21 protein-coding genes are annotated in these 21395 nt (G+C 67.2%); 10 read left to right on the top strand and 11 right to left on the bottom strand.

Annotation, left to right across the window (positions count from 1 at the left end; translation table 11 throughout):
* The first annotated feature begins 9 nt into the window (after nucleotides 1-9).
* The 5 genes from A5744_RS23185 to A5744_RS23165 all read left to right on the top strand — a co-directional run bounded on the left by A5744_RS23185 (nucleotide 10) and on the right by A5744_RS23165 (nucleotide 3840).
* A complete protein-coding gene (locus A5744_RS23185; protein WP_076064713.1) occupies nucleotides 10-882 on the top strand; it encodes a sugar ABC transporter permease in 873 nt (290 codons plus the stop codon).
* Nucleotides 869-1693 (top strand): carbohydrate ABC transporter permease, encoded by an 825-nt coding sequence (locus A5744_RS23180; RefSeq protein ID WP_076064712.1) that lies wholly within the window; start codon nucleotides 869-871, stop codon nucleotides 1691-1693. Before A5744_RS23185 ends, A5744_RS23180 begins: the two co-directional genes overlap by 14 nt.
* A 79-nt stretch (nucleotides 1694-1772) precedes the next feature.
* Complete coding sequence (locus A5744_RS23175; protein ID WP_076064711.1) at nucleotides 1773-3110, top strand: extracellular solute-binding protein; 1338 nt, start codon at nucleotides 1773-1775, stop codon at nucleotides 3108-3110.
* Nucleotides 3111-3208: 98 nt separating this feature from the next.
* On the top strand, nucleotides 3209-3538 hold the full coding sequence (locus A5744_RS23170; protein WP_139329594.1) for a hypothetical protein: 330 nt from the start codon (nucleotides 3209-3211) through the stop codon (nucleotides 3536-3538).
* Between the two features lie 23 nt (nucleotides 3539-3561).
* Nucleotides 3562-3840 carry a hypothetical protein gene (locus A5744_RS23165; protein ID WP_139329595.1) on the top strand — a complete coding sequence of 93 codons (279 nt, stop codon included), beginning with the start codon at nucleotides 3562-3564 and terminating at the stop codon, nucleotides 3838-3840.
* 75 nt (nucleotides 3841-3915) lie between these two features.
* Here the strand turns inward: A5744_RS23165 and A5744_RS23160 are convergent, their stop codons facing one another.
* Genes A5744_RS23160 through ddaH form a run of 4 tightly spaced genes read right to left on the bottom strand, consistent with a single transcriptional unit; the run spans nucleotide 3916 to nucleotide 8378 of the window.
* Nucleotides 3916-4794 (bottom strand): universal stress protein, encoded by an 879-nt coding sequence (locus tag A5744_RS23160; RefSeq protein WP_076064708.1) that lies wholly within the window; start codon nucleotides 4792-4794, stop codon nucleotides 3916-3918.
* Nucleotides 4791-6272 carry an amino acid permease gene (locus A5744_RS23155; RefSeq protein ID WP_076064749.1) on the bottom strand — a complete coding sequence of 494 codons (1482 nt, stop codon included), beginning with the start codon at nucleotides 6270-6272 and terminating at the stop codon, nucleotides 4791-4793. The genes A5744_RS23160 and A5744_RS23155 overlap by 4 nt, the downstream gene beginning before the upstream one ends.
* A 28-nt stretch (nucleotides 6273-6300) precedes the next feature.
* Nucleotides 6301-7536: an ornithine--oxo-acid transaminase gene (rocD, locus tag A5744_RS23150; RefSeq protein ID WP_076064707.1), complete on the bottom strand. Its 1236-nt coding sequence runs from the start codon at nucleotides 7534-7536 to the stop codon at nucleotides 6301-6303.
* Nucleotides 7533-8378 carry a dimethylargininase gene (gene ddaH / locus A5744_RS23145; protein ID WP_076064706.1) on the bottom strand — a complete coding sequence of 282 codons (846 nt, stop codon included), beginning with the start codon at nucleotides 8376-8378 and terminating at the stop codon, nucleotides 7533-7535. Before ddaH ends, rocD begins: the two co-directional genes overlap by 4 nt.
* Before the next feature lie 114 nt (nucleotides 8379-8492).
* Between ddaH and A5744_RS23140 the strand changes: the two genes are divergently transcribed.
* Entirely contained in the window at nucleotides 8493-8939 is a 447-nt protein-coding gene (locus A5744_RS23140) for an Lrp/AsnC family transcriptional regulator (RefSeq protein ID WP_076064705.1), read from the top strand.
* Here A5744_RS23140 and A5744_RS23135 read toward each other — a convergent pair.
* Genes A5744_RS23135 through A5744_RS23120 form a run of 4 tightly spaced genes read right to left on the bottom strand, consistent with a single transcriptional unit; the run spans nucleotide 8917 to nucleotide 14078 of the window.
* Nucleotides 8917-10728 carry a sulfatase-like hydrolase/transferase gene (locus tag A5744_RS23135; RefSeq protein ID WP_076064704.1) on the bottom strand — a complete coding sequence of 604 codons (1812 nt, stop codon included), beginning with the start codon at nucleotides 10726-10728 and terminating at the stop codon, nucleotides 8917-8919. The two genes, A5744_RS23140 and A5744_RS23135, sit on opposite strands and share 23 nt — an antisense overlap.
* Nucleotides 10721-11170 (bottom strand): SRPBCC family protein, encoded by a 450-nt coding sequence (locus tag A5744_RS23130; RefSeq protein ID WP_076064748.1) that lies wholly within the window; start codon nucleotides 11168-11170, stop codon nucleotides 10721-10723. Before A5744_RS23130 ends, A5744_RS23135 begins: the two co-directional genes overlap by 8 nt.
* Before the next feature lie 8 nt (nucleotides 11171-11178).
* The gene (locus A5744_RS23125; RefSeq protein ID WP_076064703.1) at nucleotides 11179-12036 is read right to left on the bottom strand and encodes an energy-coupling factor transporter transmembrane protein EcfT; all 858 of its coding nucleotides are present in this window, start codon (nucleotides 12034-12036) and stop codon (nucleotides 11179-11181) included.
* Nucleotides 12033-14078, bottom strand: a complete 2046-nt coding sequence (locus A5744_RS23120; RefSeq protein WP_083662925.1) for an ABC transporter ATP-binding protein — start codon at nucleotides 14076-14078, stop codon at nucleotides 12033-12035. Before A5744_RS23120 ends, A5744_RS23125 begins: the two co-directional genes overlap by 4 nt.
* A 106-nt stretch (nucleotides 14079-14184) precedes the next feature.
* Here A5744_RS23120 and A5744_RS23115 point away from each other — a divergent pair, with 106 nt between their 5' ends.
* Nucleotides 14185-14682, top strand: coding sequence for a MarR family transcriptional regulator (locus A5744_RS23115; protein WP_076064702.1), 498 nt, complete (start codon nucleotides 14185-14187; stop codon nucleotides 14680-14682).
* A gap of 118 nt (nucleotides 14683-14800) precedes the next feature.
* On the top strand, nucleotides 14801-17227 hold the full coding sequence (locus A5744_RS23110; protein ID WP_076064701.1) for an ATP-binding cassette domain-containing protein: 2427 nt from the start codon (nucleotides 14801-14803) through the stop codon (nucleotides 17225-17227).
* On the opposite strand, the gene A5744_RS23105 is transcribed toward A5744_RS23110, so the two are convergent.
* Nucleotides 17222-17950, bottom strand: a complete 729-nt coding sequence (locus tag A5744_RS23105) for a VIT1/CCC1 transporter family protein (RefSeq protein WP_076064700.1) — start codon at nucleotides 17948-17950, stop codon at nucleotides 17222-17224. The two genes, A5744_RS23110 and A5744_RS23105, sit on opposite strands and share 6 nt — an antisense overlap.
* Before the next feature lie 95 nt (nucleotides 17951-18045).
* Here A5744_RS23105 and A5744_RS23100 point away from each other — a divergent pair, with 95 nt between their 5' ends.
* Nucleotides 18046-19989, top strand: a complete 1944-nt coding sequence (locus A5744_RS23100) for an acyl-CoA dehydrogenase (RefSeq protein ID WP_076064699.1) — start codon at nucleotides 18046-18048, stop codon at nucleotides 19987-19989.
* Between the two features lie 22 nt (nucleotides 19990-20011).
* Here A5744_RS23100 and A5744_RS23095 read toward each other — a convergent pair whose 3' ends face one another.
* Nucleotides 20012-20476: an LppP/LprE family lipoprotein gene (locus A5744_RS23095; RefSeq protein ID WP_139329600.1), complete on the bottom strand. Its 465-nt coding sequence runs from the start codon at nucleotides 20474-20476 to the stop codon at nucleotides 20012-20014.
* A 104-nt stretch (nucleotides 20477-20580) separates the two neighbouring features.
* Here A5744_RS23095 and A5744_RS23090 point away from each other — a divergent pair, with 104 nt between their 5' ends.
* Nucleotides 20581-20862 (top strand): hypothetical protein, encoded by a 282-nt coding sequence (locus A5744_RS23090; protein ID WP_076064698.1) that lies wholly within the window; start codon nucleotides 20581-20583, stop codon nucleotides 20860-20862.
* 16 nt (nucleotides 20863-20878) lie between these two features.
* On the opposite strand, the gene A5744_RS23085 is transcribed toward A5744_RS23090, so the two are convergent.
* On the bottom strand, nucleotides 20879-21385 hold the full coding sequence (locus A5744_RS23085) for a CAP domain-containing protein (protein ID WP_076064697.1): 507 nt from the start codon (nucleotides 21383-21385) through the stop codon (nucleotides 20879-20881).
* Nucleotides 21386-21395: the final 10 nt, after the last annotated feature.

The raw sequence follows: 21395 nt of genomic DNA, 5'->3' as shown, positions 1-21395 counted from the left end.
AATACACCCATGGCCGACGCGCCCCGCCGATCCACTCCGTTGGGTTATGCCCTGCTGGCGCCCAGCCTGTTCGGCGTGGTCGCGTTCTTGCTACTGCCCATTCTCGTGGTGATCTGGCTGAGCCTGTACCGCTGGGACCTGCTCGGCCCGCTGCGTTACGTGGGTCTGGCCAACTGGCGCGCGGTGCTGGCCGACGCCGACTTCGGCAACTCGCTGATCGTCACCGCCGTCTTCGTGGCGATCGTCGTTCCCGCGCAGACCGTGCTGGGGCTGGTCGCCGCCACGATGCTGGCTCGCGAGTTGCCGGGCACCGGCCTGTTTCGCACCCTCTACGTGCTGCCGTGGATCTGCGCGCCGCTGGCCATCGCCGTGTTGTGGCGCTGGATCCTGGCTCCCACCGACGGCGCTGTCAGCGCCGTGCTCGGGCACAGCATCGGCTGGCTGTCGGATCCCAGCTTTGCGCTGCCGCTGGTGTCGGCGGTGGTCGTGTGGACCAACGTCGGCTACGTCTCGCTGTCCTTTCTCGCGGGTCTGCTGGCGATCCCAGCCGACATCTACGCCGCCGCACGCACCGACGGCGCCACCGCCTGGCAGCGGTTCTGGCGCATCACGCTGCCCATGCTGAGGCCGACGATGTTTTTCGTCCTGGTGACCGGGATCGTCAGCAGCGCACAGGTTTTCGACACCGTCTACGCGCTGACCGGCGGCGGTCCGGAACTCCGCACCGACCTGGTGGCCCACCGCATCTACGCCGAGGCGTTCGGCTCGGCGGCGATCGGCCGGGCGTCGGTCATGGCGGTGGTGCTGTTCGTCATCCTGGTCGGCGTCACGGCCGTCCAGCACTTGTACTTCCGGCGGCGGATCAGCTATGACCTCACCTAGTCGCCTCTCCAACGGCGTGATCTATTCGGGCCTGGTGATCGGTGCCCTGATCACGTTGGCGCCCTTCGGACTTGGGTTGCTGACGTCGTTCACGTCGGCTCACCAGTTCGCGACGGGTACGCCGCTGCAGTGGCCGCGGCCACCGACGCTGGCCAACTATGCCGACCTCGCCGGGGCCGGGTTCGGCCGGGCGGCGGCGGTGACCGCGTTGATGACGGCGGTGATTCTGGTTGGCCAACTGACGTTTTCAGTGCTGGCTGCCTACGCGTTTGCTCGGCTGCAGTTTCCCGGGCGTGACGCGCTGTTTTGGGTCTACATCGCGACGCTGATGGTGCCGGGCACCGTCACGGTAGTCCCGATGTACCTGATGATGGCGCAGCTCGGTCTGCGCAACACGTTCTGGGCGTTGGTGTTGCCGTTCATGTTCGGCTCGCCCTACGCGATTTTCCTGCTGCGCGAGCACTTTCGGATCATTCCGAACGACTTGATCAACGCCGCGCGCCTCGACGGGGCCACCACGCTGGACGTGATCGTGCACGTGGTGATTCCGTCCAGCCGTCCGGTCCTGGCCGCCCTAACGCTGATCACCGTGGTGTCGCAATGGAATAACTTCATGTGGCCGTTGGTGATCACCAGTGGACACAAGTGGCGGGTGCTGACGGTGGCCACGGCCGACCTGCAGTCGCGGTTCAACTCGCAGTGGACGCTGGTGATGGCCGCGACCACGATCGCGATCGCGCCGTTGATCGTGCTGTTTGTGATCTTCCAGCGGCATATCGTCGCGTCGATCGTCGTGTCGGGGCTCAAGTGACCCGGACCCGCGCCGAGATTGCCGCCACGGCTGCGATTTTCACGAATTTACGACCACCACGGCAATCTGGGCGCACGCGATGACCCGTCCTCGGTCTTCCACGCTGGTCGCGGGAGCGCTCGCGCTCGTCGCGGCATTGTTGGCCGCGACGGCGATGCTGCTGGACTATTCCGGCGAACCACACGGCGGCAAGACCGTTGTGACGGTGCGGGTCTGGGGCGATCAGATCGCTACGGCATATCGGCAATCGTTCGAGGCGTTCACCCGCGCGCATCCCGATATCCAGGTGCATCTCAACACGGTGGCCTACTCGACGTACTTCAACACCCTGCGCACCGACGTGGCCGGCGGCAGCGCCGACGACATCTTCTGGGTGTCCAACGCCTATCTGGCCGCGTATGCCGACAGCGGCCGGCTGATGGACGTCGGCAGGACGCTCGGCCCGGGCGCCGCGTCGGCGTGGGAGCCGGCCGTGGTCGATCAATTCACCCGCGGCGGCACGCTGTGGGGTGTGCCGCAGCTGACCGACGCGGGCATCGCCGTGTTCTACAACGCGGACCTGCTTGCGGCCGCGGGGATTGATCCCGCCCAGCTGAACGGCCTGCGGTGGAGCCCCGACGGCGACGACACGTTGCGGCCGTTGCTGTCCCGGCTCACCGCCGATGCGGATGGACATGCCGCGGGCACACCGGGTTTCGACGCCGGGCGGGTACGTCAGTGGGGTTATAACGCCGCCAACGACGCTCAGGCGATTTACCTGAACTACATCGGGTCGGCCGGCGGGGTGTTTCAGCGCGGAGACGAGTTCGCGTTCGACAACCCCGCGGCGATCAAGGCCTTCCGCTACCTGGTCCGCCTGATCAACGACGATCACGTCGCGCCGCCCGCCTCGGACACCAACGACAACGGTGACTTCTCCCGCAACCAGTTTCTTGCCGGCAGGATGGCGCTCTTTCAGTCCGGCACCTACAACCTGGCGCCGGTGGCCCGCGATGCCCGGTTCCACTGGGGTGTGGCGATGTTGCCGATCGGGCCCGCGGGGCGGGTGAGCGTTACTAACGGCATTGCCGCGGCGGGCAATGCGGCGACCAAGCATCCGGATGCGGTGCGCCAGGTGCTGGCGTGGATGGGCAGCGGTGAGGGCAACGCGTATCTGGGCCGTCAAGGTGCGGCGATCCCCGCGGTGCTGTCCGCCCAACCGGTCTACTACGACTATTGGGCCGCCCGCGGCGTCGACGTCACACCGTTCTTCACGGTGCTCGACGGGCCGCGCATTCCGGCACCGGGCGGAGCGGGCTTCGCCGCCGGCGACACCGCCCTGCAAAGCTACTTCGACGAAATGTTCCTGGGCCGAGGCGATGTCGCGGACATCCTGCACAGGGCCCAGCTGGCGGCCAACGCCGCCGCCCGCCGCTAGCAACCCGTTACTCGCGCGGGTTCCCGATTCCAACACTCCGTGAATCGAACAGCGACTACCGTATGTCCCGAACGCTTTTCCCTGAAGGAGAACCGATCATGACGACATACGAAATCGACTGGCACTGGTGGCATGGCTGGGGTGGTAACGGGTGGAACCACACTATCGACGTGAATATCGCGCCGGCCTGGGTCGGCGCGCAGGTTTGGTTGCACGGGTATGACACGAGTGGAGGCGCTGCCGCCAGAGTAGCGATCAGCCACTACCGAAAACGGCTCGAATCTGGCGCGGACGAAGATCACGATCTTGGAGGCTGGCTGTCGCAGCCGCCCGTCATCTTCGACTTCATCAGTTCCGTTACGGCGGACCTGTCTACCGGCTCCGACGCCGAGGCGTGGGCCGTCCTACGTATGGATTACTGGGGTTGAGAAAGGGGTAGGCGATGAAATTCATGACCACCGGAACGGCGCGAGTACATTCCGTAAAGTGCTTCGTGGTATTTGGTCGCGCCGACGGGCAGATACACCACGTACATCATTCGGTGACCATGGTGGGCGGCGCGGAAACTCCCGACCAAGACCTCGGAAGGCGAGTGCTGAGTCTGGCCGCGAAACGCGGAGTAGACCCGGCCACCGTCGATGTCCTGCAAATCGAGCCGGCCGCGATTCAGCCGGGTGAGCGCTTCTTTGTGGATACGAAGAATCGCGCCCTCGTGCGGATCGAAAAGTAACGCGCACAACGACATAGAACTCCAGACCCCGAATTCTGCAGACCAGGCGGCCAACGCCGACGCCCGCCGGTAGCCTCAGCCAGGCAGCACCACCACCGGCACGGTGCTCTCGCGGATGATTTTTCCGCTGCGCGATCCGAGGAACACCCGGCGGATGTCGCCGCGCGGCGATGTGCCCAACGCCAGGACGTCGCCGTCCTGCCAGTCCACCTTCTCCATCGCCTCGTTCCAGCTGTGGCCGGTCACCACGTCCAGCGCAACGTCGGCGTCGACGACGCCGTCGGTCTTCAGGTTTTCCTGAACCTCTCGCGCCTGCGCCGCCCACGCCTGCAGGATCGAATCCTCCACGTCCAGCCCCACTTCGGGTGGATACATCGTCTTGCCGCGGACCGCGAAAGTGATCACCCGTACCGGCAACCCCAATCGCCGAGCGAATTCGACGCACCGGTGCACCACGTCAATCGAGTCCGGAGTGGCGGCATAGGCACAGGTGATTCGAGTCAATCCGCCTGTGTACGAACGATATTCGCGGGGGCTGATCGCGACCGGCACCGGTGACACGTGCAGCAGCCAGTCGGCTGTCGAGCCGATCACCACCTGGCCGCGCCCGCCGCTCGGTAATGACCCCAGCACCAGGACCTCGGCGTCGACATCCGCGATCAGCTCGATCAACCCACCCGACACCGACCGGTGTGCACGGTGGGAGTAGGTGACCTCGAGTCCATCGGCCACGCCGTGGAGATAACCCCGGGCCTCCGCGGCCGAGTCCGCGGCCAACTGGTCGGCCCAGTGCTCGTATTCGGCGTCGACGCGAGCGAACGACGGCGTCGGCCACGGCTGGGGGACGATGGTCGCCACCGTCAGCGACGTCTCGAGCGTCCGCGCGGCGCGCACGGCCAGATACAACCCCGACAGGCCGACCTCGCCGGCCCGGTAGCCGACGACAACGGTCACAACAGTTCCCTCGGCTCGTCTTCCGACGCGGCCGCGGTCGGGATGAGGCCATCACCGCCGTCATTGAGCGCGCTGTGGTGACGGCCCCATACGAAGTAGAAGATCAACGCCACCGAGATCCAGCCGGTGAACGCGATCCAGGTGTACCAGTGCAGGCTGGCGAGGATGTAGCCGCACGCCAGCACCGAAAGTACGGGCGTGACAGGGTAACCCGGCACTTTGAACGGGCGGGGCAGGTCGGGCGCGCGCACCCGCAGGATGATGACGCCGGCGGAGACGACGATGAACGCTGTGAGGGTGCCGATGGACACCATGTCCGCCAGTTTGTCGAGCGGTATGAACGCCGCGAGCAGGGCCGCAGCGATCGCGACGATCACCGTGTTGTTCACCGGCGTCATCGTGCGGGTATTGACCGTCGCGAACCGCGACGGCAGCAGTCCGTCGCGGCCCATGGCGAACAGAATGCGGGTCTGGCCGTACATGGTGACCAGGGTGACGGTGAAGATCGAGATCACCGCGCCCGCGCACAGGATCGTGCTGGCCCACATGCCGTGGGTGACGTTGTCAAGGATGGTGGCCAGGCCGGCGTTCTCCTGCGCGGCGAAATCCTGCCATGGCTGGGTGCCTAGCGCGGACAGCGCGACGAGCACGTAGACGGTCGTGACGATCGCCAGCGCCGAGATCAGCGCGCGCGGCATGGTCTTCTGCGGGTTTCGCACTTCATCACCCGCCGTCGACACCGTGTCGAGGCCGATGAACGAAAAGAAGATCGTGCCCGCCGCCGAGCCGATGCCGGCGACACCAAATGGCGCGAAGTTCTGGAGGTGGTTGGCGTCGAAGGCGGTGAAGGCGATGATCACGAACATGGCCAGCACGCCGAGCTTGATCAGCACCATGATCGCGTTGACCCGGGCGGACTCGCTGGCGCCGCGGACCAGCAACAGCGCACACATGCCGATCAGGACGATCGCCGGCAGATTGATGTAGCCCGGGTCCGAATCCCACGGCGCCGCCGACAACCCATGCGGCATCTGGAATCCGAAGCAGTTGTTCAGCAGCTTGTTGACGTAGCCGCTCCAGCCGACGGAGACCGCCGCGGTGGCCACCCCATACTCCAGCAGCAGGCAGGCGGCCACACCCATCGCGACCGCCTCGCCCAGCGTGGTGTAGGCATACGAGTACGACGAACCGGAAACCGGTACGGCGGAAGCCAATTCGGCATAGCAGATGGCCGCAAGTCCGGCCGCGATGCCGGCGATCACGAACGAGACGATCACTCCCGGCCCGGCTTCAGGCACGGCCTGCGAAAGCACGAAGAAAATGCCAGTGCCGATCGTCGAGCCGACGCCGAACATGGTCAGCTCGAACGTGCCAAAACTGCGCTTGAGGTGGTCCGCGGCCCCGTGCGCGACGGGAGCGCCGGTCACCGGGCGGCGGCGCAGCATCTGCTGTCTCAGGCCGATCGACGTGGCCGGCAATTGCGCCTCCTGGGGTCGGATCAGCTGATTATGAGGCAGCCTCCGCCAGCGCAAAAGCAAATTGGTCGATCGCCCAGTCGATTTCCTGCTCGGTGATCACCAGGGGCGGCGCGAAGCGCAGCGTCGAGCCGTGGGTGTCTTTGACCAGCAGCCCGCGCTCGGCCAACCGCAGGCTGATGTCCTTACCGGTGGCCAAGGCCGGTTCAATGTCGACCCCGGCCCACAATCCGAGGCCCCGCACCGCCCGCACACCATCGCCGATCAGTGCCTTCAGGCGCCGGTGCAGCTGGGCACCCAATTCGGCGGCGCGCGCCTGAAATTCTCCCGTCGCCAGCATGGACACCACGGTGGTGCCGATCGCGGCGGCCAACGGGTTGCCGCCGAACGTCGAGCCGTGCTCGCCGGGGTGCAGCACGCCGAGGATGTCGCGGTCCGCGACCATCGCCGATAGCGGCACCACGCCTCCGCCCAGCGCCTTACCGAGCAGGTAGACGTCGGGCACCACACCCCAGTGGTCGCAGGCGAACGTGTAGCCCGTGCGGGCCAGCCCCGACTGGATTTCGTCGGCGATCATCAGCACGTTGCGCTCGTCGCACAGCGCGCGCACCGCCGGAAGGTAGTCGTCGGGCGGGACAATGACCCCGGCCTCGCCCTGGATCGGCTCCAACAGCACCGCGACGGTGTTGTCGTCGATCGCCCGTGCCAGCGCCGCGGCGTCGCCGAACGGCACGGAGCGGAATCCCGGTGTGAAGGGTCCGAAGCCGTCGCGAGCCGTCGGGTCGGACGAGAAGCTCACGATGCTGATGGTGCGGCCATGGAAATTGTTGTCGGCCACGATGATGTTGGCGTGACCGGCGGGAACACCCTTGACGTCGGCGCCCCATTTGCGGGCGACTTTCAGACCGCTCTCGACCGCCTCGGCGCCCGAGTTCATCGGCAGCACCATGTCTTTGCCGCACAACTGGGCAAGCGCGGCGCAGAATCGTCCGAGGTTCTCGGCGTGGAACGCGCGGCTGACGAGCGTGACGGTGTCGAGTTGGGCGTGGGCCGTCGCGATGATCTCGGGGTTGCGATGGCCGAAGTTGACCGCCGAATAGGCGGCCAGGCAATCCAGGTAGCGCCGGCCGTCGACGTCGGTGATCCAGGCGCCCTCGGCGCTGGCCGCCACCACGGGTAGTGGCGAATAGTTGTGCGCCGCATGCCTTTCGACCAGCTCGATCGCCGCGTCGGTTTGTGTCGTGGGCCGGGCATCGAGGATCGTCATGGAAATACCTCCAATGTGCAGCACTTGACGGAACCGCCGCCCTTGAGCAGCTCGGAGAGATCGACGCCGACGGGCCCGAAGCCGGCCTCACGCAGCTGAGCAGCGAAACCCGTTGCGGCGGAGGGAAGCACGACGTGCAGGCCGTCGGATACGACGTTCAACCCGAGCACGAATGCGTCGGCGCTGCCCACCACGATGGCGTCGGGGAACAGCGCGCGCAGCTGCTCCTGCGCTGCCGTGCTGAACGCCGGCGGGTAGAACGCGATCGTGTGGTCGTCGAGGACGGCGAGCGCGGTGTCGAGGTGATAGAACCGGGGATCGACCAGCTCCAGGGACACGACCGGCACGCCCAGCAGAGCCGAGATTTCGTCGTGGGCCCGCAGATCGGTGCGAAAGCCGTAGCCCGCCAGCAGCATGTCGCCGACCATCAGCAGGTCGCCCTGGCCCTCGTTGACGTGGCGTGTGGTCACGGGCCGATAGCCCATCGACGACATCCATTCGGCGTAGGCCTTCGACTCGGCGGCGCGCTGGGCGTATCGGAATCGGGCGACGATGGCGACGTCGCCGGCGACGAAGCCGCCGTTGGCGGCGTAGACCATGTCCGGCAGCCCGGGCACGGGGTCGATCAAATGCACGCGATGGCCCAGGTCGACGTAGGTCTGGTAGAGCGCCCGCCACTGCGCGTGCGCGAGGTGGACACCGACCGGTGCGTTGACGTCCATCCAGGGATTGATCGCGTACTCGACGGCGAAAAAGTCCGGCCGGGTCATCGCGTACCGACGGACCCGAGCCGTGCGGTGAGGCTTGGGAGGGGCGGCTGCCACCACGTACGAATCCGTCATAAATCAACGGTATTTGCCGCTCGTGTGACAAGCAAACGACGATTCTTGCGTGTCTATAGATGATTTGTTGTGCTAGATTTGCTTCTGCGACGATTTGTTGCGCTGAGGAGTGGCATGGAACGTCTGAACGAGACCGATGAGCGCATCCTCTCCGAGCTCACCGAGAACGCGCGGGCCACGTTCGCCGAAATCGGGCAGAAGGTGAATCTGTCGGCGCCGGCGGTGAAGCGTCGCGTCGACCGGATGCTGGACGACGGTGTGATCAAGGGTTTCACCACCGTCATCGACCGCAATGCGCTCGGCTGGAACACCGAGGCGTTTGTGCAAGTGTTCTGTCATGGCACGATCGCGCCCGATCAGCTGCGGGCGGCGTGGGTGGATATGCCGGAGGTGGTCAGCGCCGCGACCGTGACCGGCACGTCGGACGCGATCCTGCACGTGCTGGCCCGTGACATGCGGCACCTCGAGACCGCCCTCGAGCGGATCCGGTCAAGCGCCGACATCGAACGCAGCGAAAGCATTGTGGTGCTGTCGAACCTCATCGACCGAATGCGGACCTGACGAGTCGTCTCAGCCTGGACGGAGCCGGGCTCGGCGGTCGACGAGAGGCATAGGGCCACGGCTGATTTCGTTCGGGGACGGAACTGGCGCGGACGTGTTTCAGCTGCGCCCGCAGGTGCTGACGCAACTCGTGCAGGCCCGGGTCCGTCCACCGGTTGACGGCTTCGACCGGGTCGGCGGTCAGGTCGTAGAGCTCCCACTGGTCATCGAGCGGGGACGTCCGATACGCCTCTCCCCCAAGCCCATTGGCCGCAAGGTGACGCACACCGGGTTCGGTCCAGGTACCAGGGTCGTCGAAGGTGCGCACCAGCTTCCACAGATGACCGCCGCCCCCGGGCGCCGTCGCGTCGTCCACGTGGAGGACCAGTCCCTCGAAATTGGAGGCGGTGTGCGCGGGGATTCGGATGCGCAGCGGCGCAGGCGGATTGACGGTGCGCTTCAGGCGGCGCGCCAGGCCCGATGCGCCGCTGTCGCCCTCGAGCATGTTGTCGCGGGTCATCAGGTAGACGGCTCGGCCGTCGTCGGCGGGTGCGCCGTCGACGATCGGCATGAGGTTGCGGCCCGGCAACTCGTGCACTTCCGAGAACGTCTCGGCCAGGGTCGCGGCCACCGCCGCGACATCCACACCGGCGGCTGCGAGCAGCGTCGGCACCAGGTCGACGTGCGACGTCGGCGCCGTGATCACTCGAGGTGACGTCGAGCCCGCGCCGATCCGGGCGATGACGAACGGAACGCGCGTCGCCTCGTCGTAGAGGTTGAACCATTTCTGGTGCAGCCCACCGTGGGCGCCGAGCAGATCGCCGTGATCGGCTGTCCGCACCAAAACCGCGTTGTCCGAACCACCTTCGGTGACGGCCCGCCTGACGCGGTCGATCGGCGCGTCCACCTCCGCGTGCAGGCGGTAGTACAGGTCGCGGTAGCGCTGCGCGTTGCGGTCGTAGGTCCAGTTGATCGCGGGCGCCGGGCCGTAGCCGGAGTAATAGGCCTCGCGGAAGGCGATCTGGGCGGCGGGCTTGGTCGACAGGTCCTCGTCCGCGGTCGGCGCCGCGGGCACCGGAGGCGGATCCAACGGTGACGGCTTGACCGGGCCTCTGCGCGACCACGTCGGGAACAGCACGATGTCATGGGGATTGACGAAGCTGGCGACGAGCAGGAAGGGACGCTGCGCGGTGGGGTCGCCGGCACGACGGCGGGCGTAGCGGTCGGTGAGCCATGCGACCACCCGCTCGGCGATCAGGGGATCGCGGCGAATGCCGGCATTGGCCAGCAGTGCGCCGTGCGGTTCCGGGCCGACCCAGCCGGAGAATCCGAACGGCCCCAACGGATCTGCGTCCAGGTAGCGTTGCACCGCCACCGGATCGACGACGCCGTCGTCGTCGTTGGTGGCCAGCGCACGTCCGGTCGACGAATCGATCAGGTCGGCATGCGAGATGTGCCACTTGCCGTCGTAGTGCGTGTCGTAGCCGGCCGCGCGGAACCAGTTTCCCAGTGTGGGCACTTCACCCTGGCGCAGCCAACGCATGCGCGAATCGTCGGCCGTCTTCCCGATGCCGTCGGTCTGGGTGACCCCGTGTAGGTCGGGGAAGTGGCCGGTGAAAATCGTTGGGCGGCTGGGCACGCAGGCCAGCGAGCCGGTGTAGTGCCGGGCGAAACTGACGCCGTGACTTTCGAACCACTTGCGTCCCGTCAGCGTTCGGTCGCGCCAGGCGAGGACGTCCGGATCCTCATACGGCGGAACGGCGCGCTCCTCGTCGGTCATCACGATCACGATGTCGGGGCGATCAGACACGGGCGTTCTCCAATCGGTTCGCGAGCCCGGCGAGCATCACGTCGGACTGTCGTGCGAGGAAGCGGCACAGCACGCGTTCGGCCAGCTTTTGCGGTGGCCGAGACCCGATTTCGACCGTGCTGATCAGGGTCACCACTGTCGAATCGCCCGCCGCCGTCAGCGTCCAGCGATTGGTCACCCTGCGCAGGCGCCGGGGCAGGCCGTCGACGTCGTAGGCGAGTGCGTGCGGCGGGTCGAACTCGGTGATGCGCTCGACGAGGGTGTCGCGTTTGACCTGAACTCGCCGGGCGGTGCCAATTCGCCCGCCGTCGGGGCCGCAGGACAGGATGCAGGAGTGGTCGACGTTGTCGGCCCACGAAGCGATCGACCCGAAATCGGCAAGGACATCCCAGACTTCGTGCACGCGGGCCGCGATCGCGCGGACGCTCTGAGCCTCAGCCACTTTCACGCTCAGTACGGCGAATGCATCATCGTCTCGAGCGCCACCGCCGCCCCGCTGGCCGCGATGGTGATCGCGATCGTCACCCAGTCGGCCAGCTTCGGCCGGACCGGACGGGCGGAGAGCTGACCGGTGCCGCCGCGCGCGGTGATCGCGTCGCCCATCTCGTCACCGCGCCGCAGGGTCACGGTGATGGCGGCGGCCATCAGGTCGATCAGCTCCAGGGCATGGCGTCGGCGACGAGCCTTGCGGCTCTTCGGTATTCGTTTCGGACGTAGCCGGCGGGCGGCGTAGAGGATCTGGAATTCGTCGATCAGCATCGGGAACGCGCGCAGCGCGAGCGCCAATGCCACCGCCCATTCGTCGACCGGGATTCGGAATATCTTCAGCGGTCGGCCCAATGTCGCCAACGCCGGCCCGATTTCGGCGACATTGGTGGTCCAGGACACCAGTGCTCCCAGCCCGAGCAACACGATCGACAGCGCGGTGATCCGCAGGAAGTTCAGCGCCCCGCCGAGTGCGATCTCGACCCCGGCGATCAAGATCTTGGGGCGACCGCCGGAGAGGGCGGCCGTGACGAAGCCCAATGCGAGAGCGATCCACAGCCACCGTGGTATCGACGGCAGCACGCCGCGTGGGATGTGTGCGATCCGAAGCGCCGCAACCACCAGGGCCGCCGCGATCCCGATCGTCACCCAGCCCGGGTAGAACGTCAGCAGCACCGAAAGACCGAAAACGACAAGCAGTTTGGTCCCTGCCCACAAGCCGTGGATGGCCGAATGTCCGGGCACCGGGATCAGCAGCACCACCGGGCGAGTGGGGCGACGCGTTGCGCCGTCCGCCGTTGCCGTCGTCGAAGTCGTCGTCACGCGATGCCTCCCGCCGCGGTCGGCATCGGTTCGACGGTGCCCTCGCGCAGATGCAGGGTGCGCGGGCACAGCTCCTCCAGCCCGGCGAAGTCGTGGGAAATCACCACCACGGTCAGGCCGCGCTCGTGACGCAGGTCTTCCAGCAGGCGCAGCAGGCCACGCTGGCTGGCGGCGTCCAAACCCGCCAGCGGCTCGTCGAGGATCAAGGCGCGTGGCGAGCAGGCCAACAGTCCGGCCAGCACGACGCGGCGCATCTGGCCACCACTGAGCTGGTCGATGCCCCGCTTGGCCAGTGTGGGATCCAGTCCGACCACGCCCAAAGCGGTTGCGACCCGATCTTGGTCGAGGTGCGAAAAGCCCGCTGCCGAAGCCACTTCGAGGTCTACGCGGCTGCGCATCAACTGTAGCCTGGCCGCTTGGAACGACAACGCCACCGCGCCGACCTGCTCATGGGTGGGCCGGCCGTCGATGAGGCAGGCGCCGGATGTGGGAATGGTCAGGCCGGCCATGATCCACGCCAGCGTCGACTTACCGGAGCCGTTGCCGCCGTGGATCAGCACGCCATCGCCTTGCTCCACCACAAAGTTGATGTCGCGCAGCGCGGTCTTGGCCCAAGGCGTGCCGCTCCCGTATTCGTGGCCGACGCCAATGAGTTCGATGACCGGCGCGTGCGGCTGGCGGTAATCCACCGGGATTGCCGGTGTGGGGGCGGCCGAGGTCTCAACCATGCCGGTGTTGTCCGGCGAATCGCTGAGATCGATCCTGCGGTCCGCGGAATCGGCCTCGTTGTTGTAATGCGTGATGTGCACCAGCGCGGTCCGGTGCCGCGTGGTGAGCCCGGAGAGCACACCCAGCAACGCGTCGCGGCCCTGCTGGTCCACCATCGTGGTGACTTCGTCGGCGATGAGCAGTGCCGGCTCCCGGGCCAGCGCCGCGGCGAGCGCGAGGCGCTGCAGTTCGCCGCCTGACAGGCTTCCGGTGTCGCGCTCGGCGAGTGCCTCGAGGCCGACCTCGCTGAGCAACCGGTTCACGTCGATTTCGGTGCCCGGCGGCAAGCCCCACACCACGTCGTCGGCCACCCGCGTGCCCAGGACCTGGCTTTCGGGGTGCTGCAGAACGAGGGCCGTACCGCCCAGCTCACCCAGACCCACCGCGCCGGGTCGCTCCACGCTGCCCGACGTCGGTTGGCGGCCGGCCAGGATCAGCATCAACGTGGTCTTCCCGGAGCCGTTGGCCCCGGTGATGGCCACGTGTTCCCCGACCTTCAGGTCCAGGCTGATCTCGCGCAGCGCGTCTTGGCCGGCGCCGGGGTAACGGAAGCGCACGCGGTCCAGCCGCACGGGGACCGGCCCGACCGGGACAGTGTCGCCGTGACCCCACGCCTCCAATTTGTGCACATCAGGCAGGCCGCGCATCCGCTCCAGCAGACGGGACAGCGCCCACCAGCCGATCAACGACACGACCATGATTCCCAGGCCGTAGTAGGCCACCATCCACCACTGCCAGTAGCCCAGTGCCCAAGTGAAATACCGCATCAGCGCATCGGCGGGCCGCTGCAGATGCACCCGGCCCAGGAACGACGCGACCCCGTGCACGTTCGAGGTCATCACGTCGAAAATCAGGTGCCGCAGGCGGGTCATCACGGTCAGCGCGCCGACGGACATCACGCCGAAGGCGACCCCCGCGATCAGCGAGGAGACGACGACCGTCAGCGTGCCCCGGCCCCTGCGCTTGACGACTCCGGTCAGGCCGCCGATGTAGGCACAGTGGATGACCGTCATCAAACCGCCCAACCCGGCGATCAGGAAGGCGATCATCCCGGCGGCAACCGTCGCCGCGAGCAACACCCGCAGCCGATAGCGGTAGGCGAGCAGCCCGGTGGGCACGGTGCCCAGCAAGGCCAATCCCGCCGCAAACGGGATGACGACGGAAATGATTGCGATGACCGCACACAGCGCGCCCATGACCGAGGCTTGCGCCAATTCGACCGGACGCAGCGACCCACCCCGACGGCCCACCCGGGGAGATCTCGGAACGGTCACCCCAACGATTCTGCCAGGCCGCGGCGCCAAGTCGTCGCAGCACACAGACGGATCTCGGGGTGTCCACGGTTCGGCTCGCTTAGCAAAGCTATGCAACGATGTAGGTATGAATGCATCCGCCGCCAACCACACCGATGTCGTTGACGCCGCAAACACCGATCCCCAGTCTGGCCTGGGAGCAGACCTGCTCGCCGTCGTCGCGCGCCTCAATCGGCTGGCCACCCAGCGCATCCAGATGCCGCTGCCCGCCGCGCAGGCCAGGCTGCTGGCCACCATCGAAGTCCACGGAGAAGCCCGCATCGGTGATCTGGCCGCCGTCGACCACTGCTCGCAGCCCACGATGACCACGCAGGTGCGCCGGCTCGAGGACGCCGGCCTGGTCACTCGAACCGTCGATCCCGGGGATGCCCGGGCGGTCCGCATTCGCATCACGAATGAGGGAATGCGCACGCTCAACGCCGTGCGGGCCGACCGCGCGGCCGCGATCGAACCGCAACTGGCCCTGCTCGAGCCGTCCGATCGCCGGGTGCTGTCCGAAGCGGTCGACGTGTTGCGCCGACTACTCGACAATGCGGCGGCCGCGCCGCGTCGGCACACCCTGTGATCGGCTTGATCGACGCCCGGTGGATCGCCGAGCGGCGGCGGGTAGACACTTGATCAATCCCCGATTGGTCTGAAGACGGGATCAATCCGGTCTGACCGGCGACGAAAGGTGGCGTTCGATGCGGCCCGAGGCTTCCGCCGTGCCAGCCTCCCCGCTCACCGTATGGGTCGGATCGATGCGCTATGCCTTCCCGCCGGGCCGCGACGTGGTCGTGGGCTACGGCGCCGGGGCTGACATTCCGCTGGAGCAACTCGGGGGGCTGCCGCCCCAGGCGCCTCGCCCGGAGGTTCTGCTGCGGTTCCTCGGCACGCACTGGGTGGCCATCGACAAGAGCCGCAGCGGCATCTTCAGCAACGGGTTCCGGGTGCCGGCGGTCGACATCCACGACGGGCAGGCGATCACGCTCGGTGACCCGCAGCACGGTCCCCGGCTGGTCTTTGAGATCACACCGCCGGTCGCGCCGCAGATTGCACCGCCGGTCGGGCCGCCCGGTCCGCATCAAGGCCCGGCCCACCCGCCGCCCGCCCCGACACAGCGCGACACCGGACCCATGCGGATACCCACCCAATCGCACGAGGTTGAGCGACCGTCTCAGCCGGCGCCGCCGCCGGTTCGGCCGTTCACGCCGCCGGTGCCGCCCGTCGGGCCGGCCGCGGCGCCCGCGCACCCGCCCGCGGCGTCGTACCCAGTTCCGCCGGCCGCGCCACCGCCACCGGTGCCGGCCGAGCATCCGCCACCGCCCGAACCCGCTGCCGCCGGCGCGACAGAACAACTACGGGCCCCCGGCCTGATCGAGCGGATGAGAACTCGAAAGCTGCGCGCCGCGGCTCCGTCCTTTCGCACCGAGCAGGCGGACCCCACGTTTCGGCTGCCGATGCAGGCTGGCGCGCGCACAGTCGGCGTGGCCGCACACCATTTGGGCCTGGTCGTCGACGGGCGCGCGTTGCTCACGGACGTCTCTTTCACCGCGCGACCGGGCACATTGACCGCGGTGATCGGGCCGTCGGCCGCACGCAACTCCGCGCTGCTCGGAATGCTCGCGGGCACAAGGAAACTCAGCTCCGGCCGAATCACCGTAGACGACCACGACGTGCACGCCGAGCCCGTGTCGATGCGCACCCGCATCGGAATAGTCGCGCGCGACGACCGCCTTCATCGGCAGCTCACCGTCGAACGAGCGGTCCACTACGCGGCCAAACTACGGCTGCCGCCGGACACCTTGCCCGAACACCGCCGCCGCGTGGTGGATCAGATTCTCGAAGAACTCGAGCTAACGCCGTACCGCTCGACCCGGATCAGCAAGCTGCCGCCCGAAGCGCGCCGGTGCACCGCGCTGGCGGTGGAGCTCACCACCAGGCCGACGCTCCTCGTCGTCGACGAGCCGGGCGCCGGGCTGGACGCGGGTCAGGAAAGTCACGTGATGGCGGTGCTGCGCCGCCAGGCCGACATCGGTTGTGTCGTGGTGGTGGCAATGAATTCGCCGACCTCGCCGGCGGGGCTCAACATGTGCGACCAGGTCGTGGTGCTCACGGCCACCGGCAGCATGGCCTTCGCCGGCACACCGCTGCAGATCCAGTCTTTGACGGGCAGCACCGACTGGTCGACGATCCTCGGGCAGGTAAGCGCCGATCCCGCCGCGGCCCGTGCCCAACAGCCGGCGGCCCCTCCGCCGGCGGCGGCCGCGCCATGGCCACCGCCCGCCGAACTCAGCGCGAGCCGGCAAATCCGGTTGGTGATCGGCCGCCAGCTTCGCCTCCTACTCGCGAGCCGCGTCTACTCCGTCTTCCTGGTCTTACTGCCCTTCGTGCTGGCGGCGCTGACACTGCTGATTCCCGGCAATTCCGGCCTGAGCAAGCCGAATCCGGCCAGCCCCCACCCGCATGAGGCCGTCGAGATCCTGGCGGCGCTCAACGTCTCCGCGGTCCTCATCGGCGCCGCGTTAGGCATCCGCGAGGTGGTCGGCGAGCGCCGCGTCTTTCGGCGCGAGCAGGCTGTCGGGCTGTCCACGCCGGCCTACGTCGCCGGCAAGCTCATCTTCGTCAGCGTGGCCGCGGCCATCCTCACGGCCATCACGTTCTCGATCGTCGTAGTCGGCAAAGGCGCGCCCGTGCACGGCGCCGCCGCGCTGCAGAATGCCACGATCGAGCTCTACGTGAGCGTGGCCGTGACCGCGATCGTGTCCGCCATCGTCGCGCTCGCGCTGTCGGCGCTGGCCAATTCGCTGCGGGAGGTCGTGCCGCTGCTACTACCGCTGCTCCTGGCATCCGTACTGTTCAACGGCAGCCTGGTGCAGCTGGTGAGCAGGTGGGGATTCCAGCAGATCTCATGGTTTGTCCCGGCCCAATGGGGCTTCGCCGCCTCGGCGTCCACCGCCGATCTGCGCCGGATCGACGCGCTGGCCGCCAACGCGCAGATGTGGACACACTATTCGGGTTGGTGGGCGTTCGACATGATCATGCTCACCGGCTTCGGCATGCTCGGGATCGGGTTCATCCTGTACCGGCTGCGCTCGCCCAACCCGGTCGATCGGGCGCGGGCGTCATAAGAGCGCGGCCACGAGCAAACCGAGCAGGTACGTCGCCGCGACGGCGACCGCGCCAAAGAGTAGCTGCCGAGACGCCGCCCACCACACCGGCTTGCGGGTGAACCGGGCGGTCAGTCCGCCGGCGACGAGCAGCCCTGCCGCGCCGCACGCCATCCCCGTCGCCAGCGTCCCGTACCCGAGAAGGTAAGGGATCAGGGGAATTAGCGCGCCGACGGCGAACATGACGAACGAGGAACTCGCGGCTACCCACGCCGACGGCTTCTCGTCCGGATTGATGCCGGTTTCCCGCACCAGGTGGACGTTGACCGCGCGGTTCTCGTCGCGATGGATCTCGTCGGTGGCGAGCTGTGCGGTTTTCTCGGACAGGCCGAGATCGACGAGCATGCCGATCAGCTCGGCCCGTTCGGCTTCCGGGCGGGTGCGCAGGGCGCGGCGTTCGACGTGGACCTCGGATTCGATCTGCTCGTTGGCCGTCGTCACCGACGTGTACTCGCCCAGTGCCATGGAGAACGCCCCGGCAAGCAACCCGGCGACCCCGGCGACGGTGACGGCATGGGCGCCTTCGCCCGCGGCCACGCCGGCGATCAGGCCGGTGTTGCTGACCAGGCCGTCCATCGCGCCAAAGGTGGCCGCGCGTAACCAGCCTCCGCTGATGTCGGGATGGGTGTGCCCGACGTCGTACACGGGGTCGGGTTGCTGTGATGGGGTATCCGGCTGGGCCATGACGCCATCTAAACGGTGGGCCCCGACGCACCGCTAGGCAGCCCCGCGTCTCCCGACTTGTTTCGAAGGCCCGAGCAGCGGGTTACCGTCGCACTATGGCGCCAGAGACGAGTAGCACTGCCGAACATCTGCGCAACACGTTGGACGGACGTTGGCGTGACGTGAAGAACCGCATGCGCGGGACGCTGACCGAGGAGCTGTTCCGCCCGCACTACACGCCGAACACGGTGATCGCGCGCACCAAGGTTGCCGAGCAGATGAGGATCATGGCCGCGTTCGGTGTCGCCGCCGACAACTTCCGCAAAGAGCACGGCGGGACGGGCGACATCGGTGCGGCCATCACGATGATCGAGATGCTCGCGATGTCGGATCTGTCGCTGATGGTCAAGGCCGGGGTGCAGTGGGGGCTGTTCGGCAGCGCCGTGGAAAACCTGGGCACCGAGCGCCACCACGACGCCTACGTCAAACAGATCATCAGCCTCGAGCTGCGCGGCTGCTTCGCGATGACCGAGACCGGACACGGCAGCGACGTGCAGGCGCTGGAGACCACCGCCACCTACGACCCTGAGACCGAAGAGTTCGTCATCGACTCCCCGAGCCCGACGGCCCGCAAGGACTACATCGGCGGCGCCGCCCAAACCGCCACCATGGCAGCGGTTTTCGCGCAGCTGATCACCAACGAGGACGGCAAGCCGGTCAACCACGGCGTCCACTGCGTGATGGTCCCGATCCGCGACGCCGAAGGCAACGACCTCCCCGGGGTCACCACATCGGATTGCGAATACAAGGGCGGCCTACCCGGTGTCGACAACGGCCGCATCGTGTTCGACCACGTCCGGGTACCGCGGGAGAACCTGCTGAACAAGTACGGCGACGTCGCCCCCGATGGCACGTACAGCTCCCCGATCGACAACCCCAACCGGCGGTTCTTCACCATGCTGGGCACACTGGTACGCGGCCGCATCACGGTGGGCGGGAGTGCGGGCGCGGCGGCTCGTGTCGCGCTGGATATCGCCACTCGATATGCGTTGCAGCGCAGGCAATTCAGTGCACCAGACGAGGACACCGAGGTGCTGATCATGGATTATCTGGTGCATCAGCGCCGGCTGTTTCCGTTGATCGCCAAGTCATACGCCCTGCAATTCGCGCAGAACGAGCTCGTCAGCAAGTGCCACGACATCCAGACCGCCGATGACCCCGACGCCGACGAGCAGCGCGAACTGGAGGCGCGCGCCGCAGGGCTGAAGGCGGCCAACACCTGGCACGCGTCGCAGGCCATTCAGGAGGCCCGCGAGGCCTGCGGCGGCGCCGGCTACATGGCGGAGAACCGGCTGATCGCGCTGCGCGGCGACACGGACGTGTTCACCACGTTCGAAGGCGACAACCATGTGCTTACCCAACTGGTGGCCAAGGAACTGCTGACGGCCTACGCCGACGACATCCGCAGCATGAGCCCGGTCGAGTGGGTGCGCTTCGCCGCCAACACCGTCGGTGAGCGGGTGATGAAACGCACTGCGGCCGAGGCGATTATGCAAAGAATCGTGGACGCCCGGCAGGACAGCGAGGAAGAGGGCAGCCTGTTCAACCGCGGCACCCAGGTCAACATGTTCGAGGAGCGCGAGGACTACTTGCTGTCTTCGGTCGCGCGCCGGCTGCGGGACAAATCGAAAGACATGTCGGAGTTCGACGCGTTCAACGCCGTACAGGATCATGTGCTGCACGCGGCGAGCGCACACATCGACCGGGTGGTGCTGGAAGCTTTCGTCGCCGGGATCGACGCGTGCGAAGACGACGACGCCCGCGAACTGCTCGAGCTCGTGTGCGACCTCTACGCGTTGTCGGTGATCGAGGACGACAAGGCCTGGTATGTCGAGCACGGGTATCTGTCCACCGGGCGAGCCAAGGCGGTCACCCGGGGTATCAACGATCGCTGCCGCGCGCTGCGCCCGCATGCCGAAACGCTCGTCGACGGGTTCGGCATCCCCGAGCCGCTGCGGTACGCCGAAATGCTGCACCCCGAAAATCTGCCCGATTCCTAGGCGCCGGGCCTGGGGGGCAACGCTATTCGTTGGGGATCTTCCCGAGCGCGCGTAGCTTACCGTCGGGTCCTATCTGGAATTTCACAGTGCCCGTTCCGGTGGGACAGCACGGCTGGTCGTTCCCCTTCTGCCACTGGTACTGGACCGTGATCGTGTCATCCGACGGCGGCAGCACGGTGATGTACGGCTTCGGATTCGGCGTAGCGGGACCCAGCGGCGTGTTGTGATCGAAGAACAGCAACTGCTGGGGCGTGTTTTCGCTGGCGATGGTCGGGATGATCTGCACCCAGTACAGGCGGCATTTACGGGTGTGCCCGCGCGCGATCTCGACCCACGTCGAGCCAGGGACGATGACCGGAACCGAGGCGATGGCCTCTCGCAGCGTGTCGGCCGTGGGCCCGTCGGATTCCTTGCAGGTCTGAGCCGGCGTCGCGCGGGGTGTCGGAGCGTTCGAGCCGCAAGCCGACGTCGCCAGGATCAGGAGCATCACGATCAGCCGACGACGCACAGCGCGAGCTTAGCCAAAAGCCGTAATGCGGCCGAAACATGCGGCGCATTCGGCTGAAACATCCCCGTCGCAGCATTTCGGATGTGGCAGCTAGAGACGCCGGGAAGCCCGCCTGCCCGTTGCGGTGCGGGTTGCGGCACGGCGCGGTAAGCCGCGACCAGGTCGACTGGGCGGGCCTGCCGACCAACCTGGACATGGCGTTTTCCCAGGCGCAATGCGACAAGGTCTACGCGCAACACCTGCTGCGCAAGCGCCACGCCCAGCTGCGACGCTGGTTGCCCGGCAGCGAGCAGGTGTGCGTCTGCGAAGTCACCGGCGAGGCCGTGGAGGACCTTGACGCGGCGAAGGACTACGTCACGTCGTAAATGCCGACTGGGCGTGTCATCGGTTACGCGGCGCCGGTTGCCCGTACACCGCCACCACGACGGTGCGGTCCAAACTGTTCTCCGACCACACCCCGATGGCGGTGTTGGCGCAGTCGCGGATGATCGCCATGGCATCGGGATTGTAGTACCACTGGTTGATCAGCTCGAGGCTGCTGATCGACATGGCCGGGTTGATCGCCACGGTCTCGGCGGCCTTGCCCTGGAAGCCGGCGGCGTTCGCGCGGTCCTGCGGCGACGACCCGTCGGATCCGATGTCGTCGTTGATATTCCGGTTGTTGAGCATGTCATCCGTGTGCCATTCAGCGGCCAACGTCAGCGCGTTGTTCCTGACGACATCGTTCGTGCAGCCGGCCTGGTGCTGCAGCGTGTAGACGCCGGAGACGACGGCGCTGTTGAGGCGCTTGTTATCGGCGTGCGCGGCCGGCGTCGCCAATCCCGCTATCCCCCAGATGATCACGGCCACCGGCAGCGCCCGCGCGCTACCGCGCTTCCACACGATCATGGGGCCCTCA

The organism is Mycobacterium sp. IS-1264, from assembly GCF_001954195.1.
Taxonomy (GTDB): Bacteria; Actinomycetota; Actinomycetes; order Mycobacteriales; family Mycobacteriaceae; genus Mycobacterium.
Note: the sequence above shows the minus strand (reverse complement) of the source record. Positions and strands in the feature narration are given on the sequence as shown.